This is a genomic window from Salegentibacter sp. Hel_I_6 (assembly GCF_000745315.1).
Lineage (GTDB): Bacteria > Bacteroidota > Bacteroidia > Flavobacteriales > Flavobacteriaceae > Salegentibacter.
The window spans coordinates 2315044-2331384 of the sequence record NZ_JQNQ01000001.1 but is presented as its reverse complement, the minus strand read 5'-3'; the positions used below and the strand labels follow the sequence as shown (position 1 = coordinate 2331384).

Here is a 16341-nt window from a genome sequence, read left to right as displayed (position 1 = left end):
AACCCTAGTTTATCGGAATGTTAAGAAATTTAACTTTAACATCTTTTTCGCCGCAAAACTAAAACAAATTTTCAATTATCTGATTCTATGAGTACTATTGATTTTCATAGGTTGTTAACAAAAGGCTTATTATTATTTTAAAAAGAATTTTAACAAGTTTTTAGTAGAAGAATCGTGATTATCCACCGCTTTATTTTCGATTTCATTAAGAATTTTACTCGCAAGCTGCTTTCCTAATTCTACGCCCCACTGGTCATAACTAAAGATATTCCAGATAACACCCTGTACAAAAATTTTATGCTCATACATGGCTATAACTTTACCTAAACTTTCCGGGCTCAGTTTGTCTATGAGTAAAGTATTTGTAGGTTTATTTCCTTCAAATATCTTAAAAGGAAGTAATTTTTCAACCGCTTCTTTAGATAATCCCTGAGCTTCAAGTTCCTGCTGAACTTCAGCTTTAGATTTACCCTGAAGTAAGGCTTCGGTTTGCGCAAAGAAATTAGCCATCAATTTATTATGATGATCTTCGTCCTGGTGTAGTGATTTTTTAAAACCAATAAAATCGGCAGGAATTAATTTTGTTCCCTGGTGAATTAGCTGAAAGAACGCGTGCTGAGAATTGGTTCCCGGCTCTCCCCAAATAAGGGTTCCGGTTTGGTAGTTTACTTTCTCCCCGTTTCTATCTACGCTTTTACCATTACTCTCCATAATCGCCTGTTGCAAATAAGCGGGAAGCCTATGCAAATATTGCGTATAAGGAATTACCGCTTCACTTTCGGCTTTATAAAAATTATTGTACCAAATACTTAACAAGGCGAGTTGTACTGGAATATTTTCTTTAAAATCTGAAGTTTTAAAGTGTTCGTCCATTTTTTGGGCTCCGGTCAACAAAGCTTCAAAATTGTTATAACCAACCGCGAGACTTACTGAAAGACCAACTGCACTCCAAAGAGAAAAACGGCCACCAACCCAATCCCACATTGGAAATACATTTTCTATGGCTATACCAAATTCTTCAACATTCTTTAAGTTGCTGGAAACTGCCGCAAAATGTTCTGCAACGGCTTCTCGTGGTGCTGTTTTTCTAAACCAATTTCTTAATGTTGTTGCATTAGAAAGGGTTTCTTGCGTGGTGAAGGTTTTTGAAACAACCAGAAATAAAGTTGTTTCCGGATTCAATGTTTTTATAGTTTCATTAACGTGATCACCATCTACATTAGAAACGTAATGAACTTTTAAATGGTTTTGATAATACTGCAGTGATTCTGTCACCATCACAGGACCAAGGTCTGAGCCTCCAATTCCAATATTCACCACATCGGTAAAGGCCTTGCCGGTATATCCCTTCTTCTCACCACTTATTATCTTTTCCGAAAATTTTCTAATTTTTTCTTTTACCTCCTGTACTTCCGGTACTACATTCTCACCTTCATAATTTATTTTAGCATCAGCTGGTGCTCTTAACGCAGTGTGAAGTACAGCACGATTTTCAGTTTTATTAATTGCGTCACCTTTAAAATAGGCAGTAATAGCCGATTGGAGATCACATTCCTGAGCTAACTCTAAAAGCAGATCTCGAGTTTCAGTAGTAATACGGTTTTTGCTGTAATCCAGATAAAAATCCTCCCAGGCAATAGTGAATTTTGAAGCTCTTTCAGGATCTTTTTTAAATTGCTCTTTTAATTGCTGCTCTTGGATTTCATTAAAATGCTTTTCTAATTTTTTCCAGGCTGTCGTATGAGTTGGATTTATATTCTTCATTAAATTATATCTTTTTCTGGCTTTGGCCTAAACTTAAAATTCTTTATTTTCCTGATAATTCAAGATTTGAATGCACTACTTTAATTAATTATCTGGAATTTTAAAATCTTCCCGTATGAATTCGGGATAGCTAAAAATATTTAACCAAACAATAGATGATTTCTTTAAAACTCCTTATAAGGAATTTTATCCAGCGAAACTTTTAGATCTTCTATAGCTGCAAAATATTTCTCCTTATGTTCTGGTTCAATATGTTTTGCTGTTGGTAAATTTTGGCGATAAGGATCTACCTGTTTCCCGTGAACCCAGAAACGATAACAAACGTGAGGCCCAGTTGCCAATCCTGTACTGCCTACATAGCCAATCACATCGCCCTGCTTTACCCTTTGCCCGTTTCTCACATTTCTTTTACTCATATGTAAATATTGGGTAGTGTATTTATCGTTGTGCCTTACCTTCACATAGTTCCCATTGGCTGAAGTATAAGTTGATGCGATCACTGTCCCGTCTGCCGTGCTCACAATTGGAGTACCGTGGGATGCAGCATAATCTGTACCCAGGTGGGCTTTCCAACGCTTTTGTACAGGATGGAACCTTCGTTTGGTATATCTTGAAGAAATTCTGCTATAATTTAGCGGAGCTTTCAGAAAAAAGCTTTGTAATGCTTTAGCTTCCTCATCGTAAAAACTGGGTTGTCCGGTTAAGGAATCAGTTAAATATTCAAAAGCGTAATAAGGCCGATCCCCGTGTTTAAAGACAGCAGCTTCTACATTTTCAATTCCGGCAAAAATGGTATCATCTATATATTTTTCAGAGTAGATCATTTTAAACTGATCTCCCTTTTGAAGTTTAAAAAAGTCTATACTCCATTGGTAAATATCAGAAAGTTCGTAAACCAAAAGATTACTAAGACCCTGCGCGAGCATAGCTTCTGATAAGGAAGAACTAACTACCCCAGAAACCTCTCTCCTTTTTATACTTACCGGTTTTCTTTTTCGGTCTACACTAATACTATCTCCAATTCCCAGAACAGTATAATTAATTTTATCGTTTTGATAGATAAAAAATTGTGGAGTATTGGCTGAATCTTTGGCTTTTAGAATTTTATATTTCTTCCCGGCAGTTATTCTGGCAGGATTAAAGGTATCTTTTACTTTTTCTGAGATCTGATAAATTTTGCCTCTATCTACACCGTGCTGGTCCAGGATATAGCCAAAACTATCTCCAGATTCTACCGTACCATCTACAACTTCATATTCGTCAAGAATAAAACCGAACTCTTTTTTTACAGGTTTAGGCGCTTTTTTTTCTACCTTATCTTCATTAAGAGCGGTTTCTTTCGCATCATCTTCACAGGCTGTAAAAGCCAATAACATTACTAGTAGGAAACTAAATTTTCTCAATTTTTAGCAATTTTTTTCTCTGTGTTAAACTTATGGTTTACCCATTCCTGTCCCCAATTCTCTAATTCCTCTTCACTCCATAAATAAGGAAAAAAACTATTTTTCTGAAATCCTGGCGGCAAAAACTCTTTCCAATTTGTACCTCCTGTTGCAGCAATACTCTCTTTATCCTTATTTAAATATCTATAAGCCGCACCCATATGCATAAGTGGCCAATTTATATTTACATTGGCGTCAAAATTACGCAATGCTTCTTTCAAAAACTTGTTATTTTTAATTGAATCTGGAAGTTCCCTGTATTTATGAAATAGGGTTTTACCTTTATATTCTGAAGCTATCCTTAGAAAACGTGGGGTATATCGCTTTTCAAATTGCCTAAGAGTTAAGGTTTTCTCGCCTGTTTTAAGATCTATTCCACCTTTCTTCCAGTAAATATTTTCGTACAAATCTTCCAGCTTATTTTTTTCTGAAAATTGATCCCGTATTTTATAAGAAACCAAATTCTCTAAAGGTGTTGCGTAAATTTCAATCATTCGGAATTGTGCCGATTGAAATCCACTGGCCGGTAATAAAGACATTCGGAATTTAAGAAATTGATCCCGCTCCATCCCCTTAATCATCACATCAAACGAATCTATGAGGATTCTAAAATAGCGGTTTAATCGATTGTATTTTTCAAGCAGGAAATCGACATCTGGAGATTCGGCTTCAATAATTTGTTTTTGCTCATGAATAATGAGCTTAAAATAAATCTCGGTTATTTGATGGTAAGAAATAAAAATCTTTTCGTCTGGAAAATGTGTTAAGGTTTTTTGCAGACTCAACAAGGTATCAATACTCAAATAATCCCAATACGTGAGGTATCTATCGTGCAAAAGTCCGTCTAAATAAGACGCCAAATCCTGCCCTGAGTTTTTAAACTTTTCTTCCAGTGCAAAAATACGTTCTGCAATTTCCGGCTTTATTTCCATGAATTAATCCATAACAATTTTAAAAGGATGTTTTAAACCTTTGTAAGCATCTAAATCGGCGTCAAGTGATCCAACCGCAAGATTTGCCTCAATTTTTAAAGGCACCTTATTTGCATCATCACTCACCCAAAAGGTTAGACTTTCCTGCTCCTTAAAAACCCTTCCCGCCATTACATAAGGCCTGAATTTTAATGTAGCAACCTTACCAAATTTGGTTTTTATCACTTCCTTACCCAAAAACTTCAGTTTAAAATCAAGATTCTCGTCGTCTAAAAATAGATTAAGACGCATTTCATCCCCGGGCTGAAGCTGGTCGTTTTTAATATTGTTGCGAATATAATAAAATGCCGATAACATATCATGTACATTCGGCTTGGTATCATAAGTATGATTTTCGTTATGTTTTTTATCTAAAACATAGGCTTTATTCTCACGATGATCAAAATCTATTTCAAGATCTTTTGTATAACCTCCTTCATTAATCTTTCGAATAAATTTATAAGGTTTACCATCTTGCTTATCGATAAAGGTCTGGTAATTATCATCCACCTTAAAAAACCAATGCAATAAACCTGTAGATTTTCCTTTTCCCTCAACGTGATAAACTGGGGTTCCATTTATACTGGTTTCATCTACCTCCAGGGTTGCATAACTTGCATTGAAAGGCCCGTAATGAATTCGGAATTTAAACCATTCTCCAGAATTAAAAGCTTTTTGAGACTGGGCTTGAAAAGCGACTGTGGAAATTAGGAAAAGAAATATTGTAAATATGCTTTTTTTCATACCAAAGTTTTAAATACTGATTTACAGATTGATTGGAATTAGAATATTTACAATTTCTATTCCAAATGTATTAAAACAAAAAACCCCATCAAATTAATGATGGGGTTTTTGTCTTATTAACCAACTAAAACTTAAATTATGAAAAAAATTACATTCCTGGTAACCACTCCAAAAATGCGAGCGCAAATGTCTGCATTTAAAGAAGTAATAACAAAGCCAAAATAAAGTTTAACTCAATATTTTTGAGTAATTCAATTTTTTAACTATAAATTTTAGTTAATTTTATTTTTTTAAGTTTATTGCAATGTTCCTCGTAGATCTTGCTCTCTTTCAATCGCTTCAAAAAGTGCTTTAAAATTACCTTTTCCAAAAGATTGAGCTCCTTTTCGCTGAATAATCTCAAAAAACATCGTTGGACGATCTAAAACCGGCTTGGTAAAAATCTGCAATAAGTACCCCTCATCATCACGATCTACCAAAACACCAAGCTCTTTTAAAGGTGCAAGATCTTCATCTATTTTTCCAACCCTATCTAATAATGTATCATAATAAGTTTCCGGAACATATAAAAATTCCACCCCTCTATCTCTCAATTGAGTTACTGTTTCAATAATATTATCGGTAGCGAGGGCGATATGCTGCACACCGGCGCCGTTATAAAAATCTATATATTCTTCAATCTGTGATTTCTTCTTTCCTTCAGCAGGTTCATTAATGGGAAATTTAATTCTTCCGTTTCCATTACTCATCACCTTACTCATCAAGGCCGTATAATCTGTAGAAATATCTTTATCATCAAAAGAAACCATTTGCGCGAAGCCCATTACTTTGCCATAGAATTCTACCCATTTGTTCATTTCGTTCCAACCTACATTTCCAACCATATGGTCTATGAACTTAAGACCGGTATCTTTAGCCTGCACTTTTGTAGCGTAGGTTTTATAGCCGGGCAGAAATGGCCCTTCGTAATCTTTTCGCTCAACAAAAAGGTGAATGGTTTCTCCATAAGTATGAATTCCAGAAATTACGGCTTTACCATGCTCATCTTCCATTTCGTATGGTTCTACATAAGATTTAGCACCTCTTTTGGTGGTTTCTTCATAGCTCTTCCTGGCATCGTCTACCCAAAGCGCTACCATTTTCACACCATCACCGTGTTTATTGATATGTGCATTTATATCGCCTTCCGGCTGAAGTGGAGATGTAAGTACAATTCTAATCTTGCCTTGTTGCAAAACATACGAAACACTGTCTTTTCTTCCTGTTTCCAGGCCTGAATAAGCTACCGGCTGAAAACCCCAGGCGTGCTGGTAGTAATATGCTGCCTGCTTGGCATTTCCTACGTATAGTTCAACAAAATCGGTACCCAGGATAGGAAGAAAATCTTCGGCATCCTGCATTACCTTCTCTAATTTTAGTGATGTATTATCAGTACTCATTTTAATATTTTTTATTGCTAATTTTTAATTATAGTTCTTAATGGTTTTCATCTAACCAGGATTTATGGTAGGTTTCATCGGCAATTTCCATGGCATCTTCGGTTAGCATTAATGGTTTAAAGGTATCTACCATTACCGCCAATTCCTCGGTTTCAACCTGGCCAATACTGCGTTCTACAGCTCCCGGATGCGGTCCGTGAGGAATTCCCGCCGGGTGCAGCGAAATATGTCCGGCTTCAATATCGTTCCTACTCATAAAATCACCATCTACATAATATAACACTTCATCGCTATCTATATTACTATGGCTGTATGGCGCCGGGATACTTTCAGGGTGATAATCATATTTACGCGGGCAAAAACTGCATACCACAAAAGCATCGGTCTCAAAAGTTTGGTGCACCGGTGGCGGTTGGTGAATTCTACCGGTTATAGGTTCAAAATCATGAATAGAAAATGCATAAGGATAATTATACCCATCGTAACCCACAACATCAAAGGGATGTGTAGCATAAACCATATCAAATATCTCGCCCTGCTTTTTTATTTTTATAAGAAAATCGCCTTTTTCATCATTGGTTTCTAATTCGTGTGGCTGCCTTAGATCGCGCTCACAAAACGGAGAATGCTCTAATAATTGACCAAACCAGTTTCTATAGCGTTTCGGTGTATAAATTGGTCTTCTTGAATCTACAATAAACAGGCGATTGTTTTCATCATCAAAATCAATTTTATAGATAGTTCCTCTTGGGATCAATAAATAATCGCCGTACTTAAAATCGAGATTTCCAAGATGTGTTCTTAATTTACCGCTGCCCTTATGAATAAAAAGCAGTTCATCTGAATCTGAATTTTTATAGAAATAATCATCTGTAGAACCTTGAGGAGAAGCCAGGGTGATATCTACGTCACTGTTAGTTAAAACCACTTTTCTACTTTCCAGGTAATCGGGATTGGGTTTTATCTGAAACCCTTTAAAACGATAGGATTTTATATTGTTTTCAGCAGCAATTTTGGGCTTTACGCTATAGCTTCCTTTCACTTCTTTCACCTGGGTTGGGCGGTTTTCGTGGTAAAGATTAGAAGACATCCCATCAAAACCAATAGTACCAAAAAGTTGTTCGTAATAAAGGCTGCCATCTGGCTTTTTAAAAACCGTGTGACGCTTGTGGGGAATCTTACCGAGTTTATGATAAAAAGGCATAATCTGATATTTTTAATTCAATCCCCAATTTCTGAAAGAATATTGAGAATTTGTTATTTTTTTCGGTGTTATTTTACTTTAATCCAAATATCGGGAATTTTTAAGGAAACATTCTTAAAACATATCTAAAACAGGAAGCAAAACTAAAATCTCACTAGTAAAAGCTGGTAGAAATAAATGAATAATTGATTAAAACCAAAAACCAAGGCTAAAAAACCACTGACTCGCCTTAAGTTCAGGCGAATAAGTATATTTTGCTTCCAAAGGGCCCATAAATGTATCTACTCCATACCCCAGGGCATAACCGGTAAAATCTGGCATCGTGAACCAATTTCCCGAAGAATATAATTTATTGCCAACATTGGCTATGTTAGCACTTAATATAATATGATTCTTTCTAAAAATTTCATAGTCAAACTCTAGAAGCCCTTTTATATAACTATCCCCCGAAAGACTTATAAAATCATATCCGTAAAAAGGCACAAAATTATTGATGAGATTATTTCCATATCCACCAAGGAAAAAATCAAGGGTATTCACACCGTCGTTTCCAATTTTAAAACCAGCTTCAGTCACAATTCTAGTTGAAAATTTATTGAAAGGAGAAAAAGCGTAGCCCAAGGTTCCTTTCGCAATAGAAAATTCAGCAAAATCATTATTAAAATCTGAAGAAAACAAATAGAGATGAAAATCACCATCAAAATAAACACCGCGTGAAGGGAAGTATTTATTATCGTAAGAATCGTATTTGAGATAGCCAAACGTACTGTAGTAATGGCTATTTTCAAAAAGAGAATTGTTTCCAAATTCAGGATCTGGATCGTTTAAAGTTTCTGAAGCTATTCGCAAAAATTTATGTTCCAGTCCAAGACCAAAGGAAAATACCTGCTTAAATAAAGTTTCTGCATAAAACTGATTGGTTAGATCGCGATAATCAATATCAATTCGATTAACCCCAACATCTTCAAGTTCTGCATTCTCCCGGGCAAAATCAAAGGAAACCGGATGATCAAACTTATTAAATCTAGATTTCACCCCAATACTCCAATAAAAACCTTTATCTATATAATAATCAAAATTATACCGAAATTGATCTCCAACAATCAAATCTAAAGACGCAACATCATTAGAAAGAAGTAAACTTTTTCGGGTATAATTAATTAGGGCACCAATTTGGTATAGTTCGTCGTAGTGAAGCCCAAGCCTTAATGAACTCTTATTTTTACTTTCTTCCATTTTTAAGGCAAGGGTATAAAGACCATCGTCATTATTTGGAATTAATCTATAATTTACCCTATTGAAATTTCCAGTGGCTGAAAGATTATTAATACCTTCACTTAAATCCTTAAGAGTGAATTTAGTGAAATAATTCAATCTTAATTTCCCCATAATATAGGTACGAGGATAAGTACTATTGCCCTCCAGGGTTAGGGTGCTTATTTGAATTGTATCTACTTTAGGAATCACTACCTTTTCTCGCTTCTCCCCCTGTCTTTCCGCAATTTTTTCAAGCTCTACTTTTCTTTGTAAAGTAGCTACCCTTCCCGAATCTATAATTGCTTCGCCTTTTTCAAAAGATAACACCGAAAACGGACTAATATCGGGTTTGATATAAATATCGGTTTTAGGCACTTTCTCCTTCATATCGCTAATTGTACGGAAATTGCTTATTTGAGTAAGAATATCAAAAACACTGCGTAAATCTTCCCGGTTCACCAAACTATCCTGAACATCTACTCCAATAATTACTTCAGCCCCTCTTTTTCGAAGTTCTTCTACAGGATAATTATTTGCCACACCACCGTCTGTCAATAATCTACCGTTTACAATAACCGGACTAAAAATAGAGGGAATCGCGCCACTGGCAGAAACCGCCTGCGCCAGTGAACCTTCATCTAAAATAACTTCTTCCCCGGATTCCACATCGGCAGCCACACAAAAAAACGGAATAGGTAATTCATTAAAATCATCCAAATTACCAAGATGCAAGGTAAGCTGTGACATTAAATTATAAATATTTTGCCCCCTGGAAAGGCCTGAGGGTAAACCAATTTTGAAATTATCAAAGGGAATACTAATGGCGTATTTTTCAGAATCTTCTTTTTCGTAAAAAGATTTTGCGCTACGCGGAATATTATCCTGAATTAAAATATTAAAATTAGTCTCGTGAAAAATGGAATCCAACTGGTGAGCCGTATAACCTGAAGCATATAGACCGCCAATGATAGCGCCCATACTACTCCCGCCAATATAATCTATTCTAATCCCCGCTTCTTCAATAACTTTTAGCGCGCCAATGTGAGCAAGACCTTTTGCTCCACCCCCACTTAAAACCAAACCCACTTTTAAGTCTTCCTGCTCCTGGGAAATCCCCGGAAAGGCTGCAAATAGAAGAAGTAAAAGCAGTAGTTTTTTCATTTATCCATAATTTTGTGAGCTTATTCTGGTGTATTCTTTGCCTTATAATGATTGTAAATTATTCCCGCTTTAGAAACCCCTATAACTTCAGCCAGCTCTTTTTCTGAAGCTTCTTTTATACGTTTTACAGATCTAAACTGTTTTAATAATTCTACCACGGTTTTTTCACCAATTCCGGTAATTTCTTCCAGCTCTGTATTTAACGCGCTTTTACTTCTTTTGTTACGATGAAAAGTAATCCCGAACCTATGCGCCTCATTCCGTAATTGCTGAATGATCTTTAAAGATTCAGACTTCTTATCTAAATAAAGCGGAATGGTATCACCCGGATAAAAAATTTCCTCCAAACGTTTTGCGATGCCTATAATGGCAATTTTTCCCCGCAATCCTAGATCTTCCAAAGCTTTTACTCCAGAAGAAAGCTGACCTTTCCCTCCATCTACAATGATGAGTTGAGGCAAATCTTCACCCTCATTAAGCAAGCGTTTGTAACGTCTAAAAACCACCTCTTCCATAGATGCAAAATCATCTGGCCCTTCAACGGTTTTGATATTAAATTTACGATAATCCTTCTTACTTGGTTTTCCATTTTTAAAAACCACACAGGCAGCCACCGGGTTTGTGCCCTGGATATTTGAATTATCAAAACATTCTATATGGCGAGGCTCAACACTAAGACGGAGATCCTCTTTCATTTGTGCCATTATTCGTTTTACGTGCCGGTCTGGATCTACAATTTTCATTTGCTTAAAACGCTCCTGGCGGTAATATTTGGCGTTGCGTTGCGATAATTCTACAATCTTCTTTTTATCTCCCAGCTTTGGGATAGTAACTCTTACATCTTCACCAGCATCAACTTTAAAAGGCACATAAATTTCTTTGGAATTTGAACTAAAGCGTTGCCGAATTTCGGTAATTGCTAATTCTAATAATTCTTCATCGGTTTCATCCAGCTTTTTCTTCATTTCTATGGTATGCGACCTGATAATTGCGCCGTGAGAAAGCTGAAGAAAATTCACATAACCATAACCTTCATCTGAAACTATTGAAAACACATCTACGTTGGTAATTTTAGGGTTAACTACCGTAGATTTAGACTGGTAGTTCTCCAGTACATCTATTTTATTTTTAATCCGTTGCGCATCTTCAAACTCCATATTTTCAGCATGCAGTTTCATTTGTTCCCTAAATTGCTGCAGCGAATCTTTAAAATTTCCTTTTACAATTTGCCTTATTGCTTCAATATTACTGTTGTATTCTGCTTCAGGCTGTTTTGCTTCGCAAGGCCCTTTACAATTTCCTAAATGATATTCCAGGCATACTTTATATTTCCCGTTTCTTATTTTTTCTTCAGAAAGATCATAATTACAGGTTCTAAGCTTATAAAGTCCTTTAATTAAATCGAGTAACGTATTTACTGTTTTAAAACTGGTAAAAGGGCCATAATATTCGCTACCGTCTTTTATTAATTTTCGAGTAGGAAAAACCCTGGGAAAACGTTCATTTTTAATACAAATCCACGGATAGGTTTTATCATCTTTTAGCATCACGTTAAAACGCGGTTGATGCTTTTTAATAAGATTATTTTCGAGAAGCAAAGCATCGGTTTCTGACTCTACGACGATGTGCTTTATCTCCTTGATTTTTTTTACCATTACGCCAATACGGTGGCTATCGTGGCGTTTGGTAAAATAGGAGGTTACTCTTTTCTTAAGATTTTTAGCTTTGCCTACATAGAGGATCTTGCCGTTCTTATCATAATACTGGTAGACTCCGGGACTATTGGGCAGGGTTTTTAATTGTACTTCTAAAGCAGGCGTTTCCATCTTCCCAAAGGTAGAATTTATTAGGCGTAGCATTAAAATTTGCCAGGTCTTATAAATGTTAAATTTATATTAAATCAAATTAGTTCATTCGCTTAACCTCCTTAGCATCGGGTTAAAGCAATTCAAATTTTATAATTTCTATAAAAAGATTACATGTGCATTTTACTATCTTGCGGTATGGAGAAAAAAGTTATTGGGCGTTTTGATAAAGCAGATTTCCCTGCTTTACATTTAAATGATATCGCTATTAAGATTGACACCGGCGCTTACACTTCCTCTATTCACTGCGAAAATATAGTTGAAAAAGATGGAGTTTTAGAATGTACTTTTCTTGATGAAGAGCATCCTTTATACAACGGAAAAAAATTTACTTTTACAGATTATGATATCGTTTTTGTAAGAAGTAGTAACGGAATTATTCAAAAAAGATATCAGGTAATATCTACCATCAAAATTTTTAATAAGGTCTATAAAATTTCCCTTTCTTTGTCCTCCCGACAGGAAATGAGGTTTCCGGTACTAATTGGCCGTAAATTCCTTACCAAAAAATTTATCGTGGACACCGAATTAACTGACGTTTCTTACAATCTTAAGCAAAAATGAAAATAAAAATCCTTTCGCGTAATAGCCATTTGTATTCTACAAAACGCCTTGTAGAAGCTGCTACCAAACGCAAACATGAAGTTGAAGTTATAGACCCACTAAAGTGTGATATCGTTATAGAAAAACGTAAACCAAATATTTATTATAGAGGAGGGTATATAGAAGGTGTAGATGCAGTAATTCCTAGAATTGGAGCTTCAGTAACATTTTATGGAACTGCGGTGGTAAGACAGTTTGAGATGATGGGCGCGTTCACCACTACAGAATCTGAATCTTTAGTAAGAAGCCGTGATAAATTAAGAAGTTTACAGGTGCTTTCCCGGGCTAAAATTGGACTGCCAAAAACGGTTTTCACCAATTACTCCAGAGATGTATCTGGAGTTATTAAACAGGTTGGCGGAACACCTTTGGTAATAAAGTTATTAGAAGGAACCCAGGGAGTAGGAGTAGTTCTTGCGGAAACAAATAACGCAGCAGAATCTGTAATTGAAGCCTTTAATGGTTTACAGGCTCGTGTAATTGTTCAGGAGTTTATTGAGGAAGCCAAAGGTGGAGACATTAGGGCTTTTGTAGTAGATGGGCACGTAGTTGGTGCTATGAAAAGACAGGGAAAAGAAGGTGAGTTTAGATCTAACCTTCATCGTGGCGGCAGCGCAGAAGTTGTTGAACTTACAGATGAAGAAGAAATTGCGGCAGTAAAAGCCACTAAAGCAATGGGACTTGGTGTTGCCGGGGTAGATATGCTACAGAGCGCCCGCGGGCCATTAATTCTTGAAGTAAATTCATCTCCAGGATTAGAAGGAATAGAAAAAGCGACAGGAAAAGATATCGCAAAATCTATAATTAGATATATAGAACGGAACGTATAGCCTATGGCAAAAATAACCAGTGACAATGTTCTGGAAATACTGGGAGAAAAAGTACTTCCGGGAAAAAGTGCTTCTATCAATTTCAATATGGCCCGGTTATATACCACTACTTCGGTAGAGGTGCCGGTAATTATTGAACGTTCAAAAAAACCCGGCCCGGTAGTTTTACTTACCGCCGGCATTCACGGAGACGAGATTAACGGTGTTGAAATCGTTAGGCAAATTATTTCCAAAGGAATTAATAAACCTCAAAAGGGAACTATTATTTGTATTCCTGTAGTAAACGTATTTGGTTTTCTCAATTTACGTCGTGAATTTCCCGATGGCCGTGATCTAAACCGAATGTTCCCTGGCACAAAACACGGTTCTCTCGCCGGTCGATTCGCCTTTCAATTTGTAAAGAAAATATTACCGCTGGCTAATTTCTGTTTAGATTTTCATACCGGTGGCGCGAGCAGATTTAATGCTCCGCAAATAAGAGTTAAACGAGGCGATGAGCAAAGTTTAAAATATGCCAGGATCTTTAATGCCCCGTTTACTATCCACTCGAAAACAATTACCAAATCGTATCGCGAAACCTGTGCAAAAAAAGGAATTCCGGTTTTACTATTTGAAGGTGGAAAATCTCAAAACAGTGATAAAGATATAGCAAAACACGGCGTAGAAGGAGCAATGAGAATCTTAAGCTATCTCGAAATGCTTAATCCTAGATTTGATTATCCCGATGCTATTACCGAAACAGTGGTTATTGAGAACACCAATTGGATGCGCGCCAAATACAGCGGATTATTGCACGTAAAAATTCCCTGTGGAAAACATGTAGAGAAAGGTGAATATATTGGCACTATTACTGATCCTTACGGAAAATTTAGGCATAAGATTAAAGCTGTAAATTCGGGATATGTTATCAATGTAAACGAATCTCCCATTGTATACCAGGGCGATGCCATTTTTCATATTTCAGCACCGCCAAAAGATGAATAAAGCCGAATTACGAAAAAAATACAAAGCTTTACGTTTAGAACTTTCCAGAGAAGAAATTGAAAAATTAAGCCTGGAAATCGCTAACAAGTTGTTGGAATTACCTATTTGGGAAAAAGAATTCTACCATCTTTTTCTAAGCATTGCAGAACAGAAAGAAATTGATACCGAAAACATCTTGCATATCCTCCAGGGGAAAGATAAAAATGTAGTGCTTTCCAAGACTAATATTGCAGAGCATAAACTGGAACATTTTTTACTCACCGATAGCAGCGTGATTAGAAAAAATAGATGGAATATTCCTGAACCGGAAGGCGGCATTCCAATAGCACCGCAGCAAATAGAGGTCGTTTTTGTTCCGCTTTTGGCATTTGACGAAAAAGGTCATCGCATTGGCTACGGTAAGGGTTTTTACGATACTTTTCTAAGTGAATGCAAACCCGATGTTATAAAGATCGGCCTTTCCTTCTTCGAGGCAGAATCCCCTTTTAAAGAATTATTCAGCAGTGATATTCCTTTAGATTACTGCGTTTCTCCTAATAAAATATATAGGTTTAAAAATTAGGGAATTAGGAAGTATTCTGTTATTTTTAACAAAACTTTCGCCCCTTTAATGCTAAACGACCTTCAATTAAACAGCATTCTTGAAGATTTTGATATCGCTTATTGGAAGATCAGCCTTCTCAATAAAGAGGTAAGCTGGTCAGAGCATTTTAATACCCTTGTAGGAAACCCTGAATTTTCTGAATCCCATTTCGAATTTTTTCTGAAGGAAATTCTGCATCAGGATTATCGCTACGACTTTAGAGTGTATTTCGATAAACTAACCGAAGAAAATGAAGCCTTCAACATTGAACTTAAACTAAAACTTAGCAACGGGAAATACCGCTGGTTTGAGTGTCGAAATCTCAAAAACAAAGAAAACAACAAGGAAACAGCTGTATTATTATTTGTAAATATCCACCAAAACAAACGAGACCAGTACACAATAGAAGAAAATTTCTTCTATTATAGAGAGACTGCCCAAATGACCACAACCGGGGGCTGGTATATAGACACGGTTAATAAGAATATTTACTGGGACTCCGTTACTAAAAAAATAATAGATTGCCCGCTAGATTACCAACCGCCATACGAAGAGCATTTTAAATTCTATGCCCCAGAAGAACATCCAGTTGTAATTTCTGCTTTTGAAAAATGTGAGAAATATGGTATTCCGTTTAAAGTAGAATTAAAGATGCGCAATCTTTACAAAAAAGATTTTTGGGTGCGTGCTACCGGAAAACCAGTTTATAATGAAGACCAGAATATTATTGGGATTCGCGGTGTATTTCAGGACATTAACGAACAGAAAATTAACGAACTTAATTTACAGAATTCTCTGGATATCATTGCTACACAAAATTCCAGGTTATTTAATTTCGCGCATATTGTTTCTCACAATTTACGGTCTCACAGCAGCAATCTTTGTTTAATTGTAGAATTGCTTAAAGATGCTAAAACCGATAAAGATAAAATTGAATTAATTCCAAATGTGATGGATATTTCTGAAAACCTGGATTTAGCTATAAATGAGCTAAACGAAATTGTAAATAAACAATCAATTTTACACAAAGAACGCCGTATAGTTTCCTTTGAAAAAGCATTAAGTGGGGTAATGGCTTCAACTTCATCCTTAATAAATCGAGAAAATGCCAAAATTGTAGCTGAATTTCACGCCCTAAAAGAAATTAGCTATATACCTGAGTATCTTGAAAGTATTTTACTAAATTTAATCACAAATGCCATAAAATATAAACATCCTGGTAGAAAACCGGTGATTTATATTCAAACCTATATTGAGAACGAAACCTGTTTTTTGGAGGTTAGTGATAATGGTTTAGGCATTGACCTGGATCAATATGGTGACAAAATGTTTGGGATGTATAAAACCTTTCATGAGAACCTGGATTCCCGGGGCATTGGACTTTTTATAACTAAAAATCAGGTAGAAACACTTGGGGGTTCAATCTCGGTAACCAGCACCGTAGATGTAGGCACTACATTTAAAATTAAATTTTAAAAAAACTAAACACTAATT

13 protein-coding genes are annotated in these 16341 nt (G+C 36.0%); 5 read left to right on the top strand and 8 right to left on the bottom strand.

What is annotated here, in order from left to right:
- Nucleotides 1-132: 132 nt before the first annotated feature.
- The 8 genes from pgi to uvrC form a co-directional block, all read right to left on the bottom strand.
- Nucleotides 133-1764 carry a glucose-6-phosphate isomerase gene (gene pgi, locus FG27_RS10240; RefSeq protein ID WP_037318704.1) on the bottom strand — a complete coding sequence of 544 codons (1632 nt, stop codon included), beginning with the start codon at nucleotides 1762-1764 and terminating at the stop codon, nucleotides 133-135.
- A gap of 164 nt (nucleotides 1765-1928) precedes the next feature.
- A complete protein-coding gene (locus FG27_RS10235; RefSeq protein ID WP_037318702.1) occupies nucleotides 1929-3167 on the bottom strand; it encodes a peptidoglycan DD-metalloendopeptidase family protein in 1239 nt (412 codons plus the stop codon).
- Nucleotides 3164-4138, bottom strand: coding sequence for a tryptophan 2,3-dioxygenase family protein (locus FG27_RS10230; RefSeq protein ID WP_037318699.1), 975 nt, complete (start codon nucleotides 4136-4138; stop codon nucleotides 3164-3166). The genes FG27_RS10235 and FG27_RS10230 overlap by 4 nt, the downstream gene beginning before the upstream one ends.
- Before the next feature lie 3 nt (nucleotides 4139-4141).
- The gene (locus tag FG27_RS10225) at nucleotides 4142-4921 is read right to left on the bottom strand and encodes a DUF3108 domain-containing protein (RefSeq protein WP_037318697.1); all 780 of its coding nucleotides are present in this window, start codon (nucleotides 4919-4921) and stop codon (nucleotides 4142-4144) included.
- Between the two features lie 296 nt (nucleotides 4922-5217).
- Nucleotides 5218-6360, bottom strand: a complete 1143-nt coding sequence (gene hppD, locus FG27_RS10220; RefSeq protein WP_037318695.1) for a 4-hydroxyphenylpyruvate dioxygenase — start codon at nucleotides 6358-6360, stop codon at nucleotides 5218-5220.
- A 37-nt stretch (nucleotides 6361-6397) separates the two neighbouring features.
- On the bottom strand, nucleotides 6398-7564 hold the full coding sequence (locus tag FG27_RS10215; RefSeq protein WP_037318693.1) for a homogentisate 1,2-dioxygenase: 1167 nt from the start codon (nucleotides 7562-7564) through the stop codon (nucleotides 6398-6400).
- Between the two features lie 189 nt (nucleotides 7565-7753).
- Nucleotides 7754-9982 carry a patatin-like phospholipase family protein gene (locus tag FG27_RS10210; RefSeq protein WP_037318691.1) on the bottom strand — a complete coding sequence of 743 codons (2229 nt, stop codon included), beginning with the start codon at nucleotides 9980-9982 and terminating at the stop codon, nucleotides 7754-7756.
- A gap of 20 nt (nucleotides 9983-10002) precedes the next feature.
- Nucleotides 10003-11808 carry an excinuclease ABC subunit UvrC gene (gene uvrC / locus FG27_RS10205; protein ID WP_037318685.1) on the bottom strand — a complete coding sequence of 602 codons (1806 nt, stop codon included), beginning with the start codon at nucleotides 11806-11808 and terminating at the stop codon, nucleotides 10003-10005.
- 177 nt (nucleotides 11809-11985) lie between these two features.
- On the opposite strand from uvrC, the gene FG27_RS10200 reads away from it, so the two are divergent.
- From FG27_RS10200 to FG27_RS10180, 5 genes are read left to right on the top strand one after another with little or no spacing between them, the layout of a single operon-like run.
- Nucleotides 11986-12411 (top strand): RimK/LysX family protein, encoded by a 426-nt coding sequence (locus FG27_RS10200; protein ID WP_037318683.1) that lies wholly within the window; start codon nucleotides 11986-11988, stop codon nucleotides 12409-12411.
- Nucleotides 12408-13280, top strand: a complete 873-nt coding sequence (gene rimK / locus FG27_RS10195) for a 30S ribosomal protein S6--L-glutamate ligase (RefSeq protein ID WP_037318681.1) — start codon at nucleotides 12408-12410, stop codon at nucleotides 13278-13280. Before FG27_RS10200 ends, rimK begins: the two co-directional genes overlap by 4 nt.
- A 3-nt stretch (nucleotides 13281-13283) precedes the next feature.
- Nucleotides 13284-14264 carry a succinylglutamate desuccinylase/aspartoacylase family protein gene (locus FG27_RS10190; protein ID WP_037318679.1) on the top strand — a complete coding sequence of 327 codons (981 nt, stop codon included), beginning with the start codon at nucleotides 13284-13286 and terminating at the stop codon, nucleotides 14262-14264.
- Nucleotides 14257-14826 (top strand): 5-formyltetrahydrofolate cyclo-ligase, encoded by a 570-nt coding sequence (locus FG27_RS10185; RefSeq protein ID WP_037318677.1) that lies wholly within the window; start codon nucleotides 14257-14259, stop codon nucleotides 14824-14826. The genes FG27_RS10190 and FG27_RS10185 overlap by 8 nt, the downstream gene beginning before the upstream one ends.
- A gap of 48 nt (nucleotides 14827-14874) precedes the next feature.
- Nucleotides 14875-16323 carry a PAS domain-containing sensor histidine kinase gene (locus FG27_RS10180; RefSeq protein ID WP_037318674.1) on the top strand — a complete coding sequence of 483 codons (1449 nt, stop codon included), beginning with the start codon at nucleotides 14875-14877 and terminating at the stop codon, nucleotides 16321-16323.
- Nucleotides 16324-16341 lie beyond the last annotated feature (18 nt).

What these genes read in the sequence shown, in the direction of transcription:
- pgi (WP_037318704.1), bottom strand. Translation starts at nt 1,764, where the DNA reads ATGAAGAATATAAATCCAACTCATACGACAGCCTGGAAAAAATTAGAA.
- FG27_RS10230 (WP_037318699.1), bottom strand. Translation starts at nt 4,138, where the DNA reads ATGGAAATAAAGCCGGAAATTGCAGAACGTATTTTTGCACTGGAAGAA.
- FG27_RS10225 (WP_037318697.1), bottom strand. Translation starts at nt 4,921, where the DNA reads ATGAAAAAAAGCATATTTACAATATTTCTTTTCCTAATTTCCACAGTC.
- hppD (WP_037318695.1), bottom strand. Translation starts at nt 6,360, where the DNA reads ATGAGTACTGATAATACATCACTAAAATTAGAGAAGGTAATGCAGGAT.
- FG27_RS10215 (WP_037318693.1), bottom strand. Translation starts at nt 7,564, where the DNA reads ATGCCTTTTTATCATAAACTCGGTAAGATTCCCCACAAGCGTCACACG.
- FG27_RS10210 (WP_037318691.1), bottom strand. Translation starts at nt 9,982, where the DNA reads ATGAAAAAACTACTGCTTTTACTTCTTCTATTTGCAGCCTTTCCGGGG.
- uvrC (WP_037318685.1), bottom strand. Translation starts at nt 11,808, where the DNA reads ATGGAAACGCCTGCTTTAGAAGTACAATTAAAAACCCTGCCCAATAGT.
- FG27_RS10200 (WP_037318683.1), top strand. Translation starts at nt 11,986, where the DNA reads ATGGAGAAAAAAGTTATTGGGCGTTTTGATAAAGCAGATTTCCCTGCT.
- rimK (WP_037318681.1), top strand. Translation starts at nt 12,408, where the DNA reads ATGAAAATAAAAATCCTTTCGCGTAATAGCCATTTGTATTCTACAAAA.
- FG27_RS10190 (WP_037318679.1), top strand. Translation starts at nt 13,284, where the DNA reads ATGGCAAAAATAACCAGTGACAATGTTCTGGAAATACTGGGAGAAAAA.
- FG27_RS10185 (WP_037318677.1), top strand. Translation starts at nt 14,257, where the DNA reads ATGAATAAAGCCGAATTACGAAAAAAATACAAAGCTTTACGTTTAGAA.
- FG27_RS10180 (WP_037318674.1), top strand. Translation starts at nt 14,875, where the DNA reads ATGCTAAACGACCTTCAATTAAACAGCATTCTTGAAGATTTTGATATC.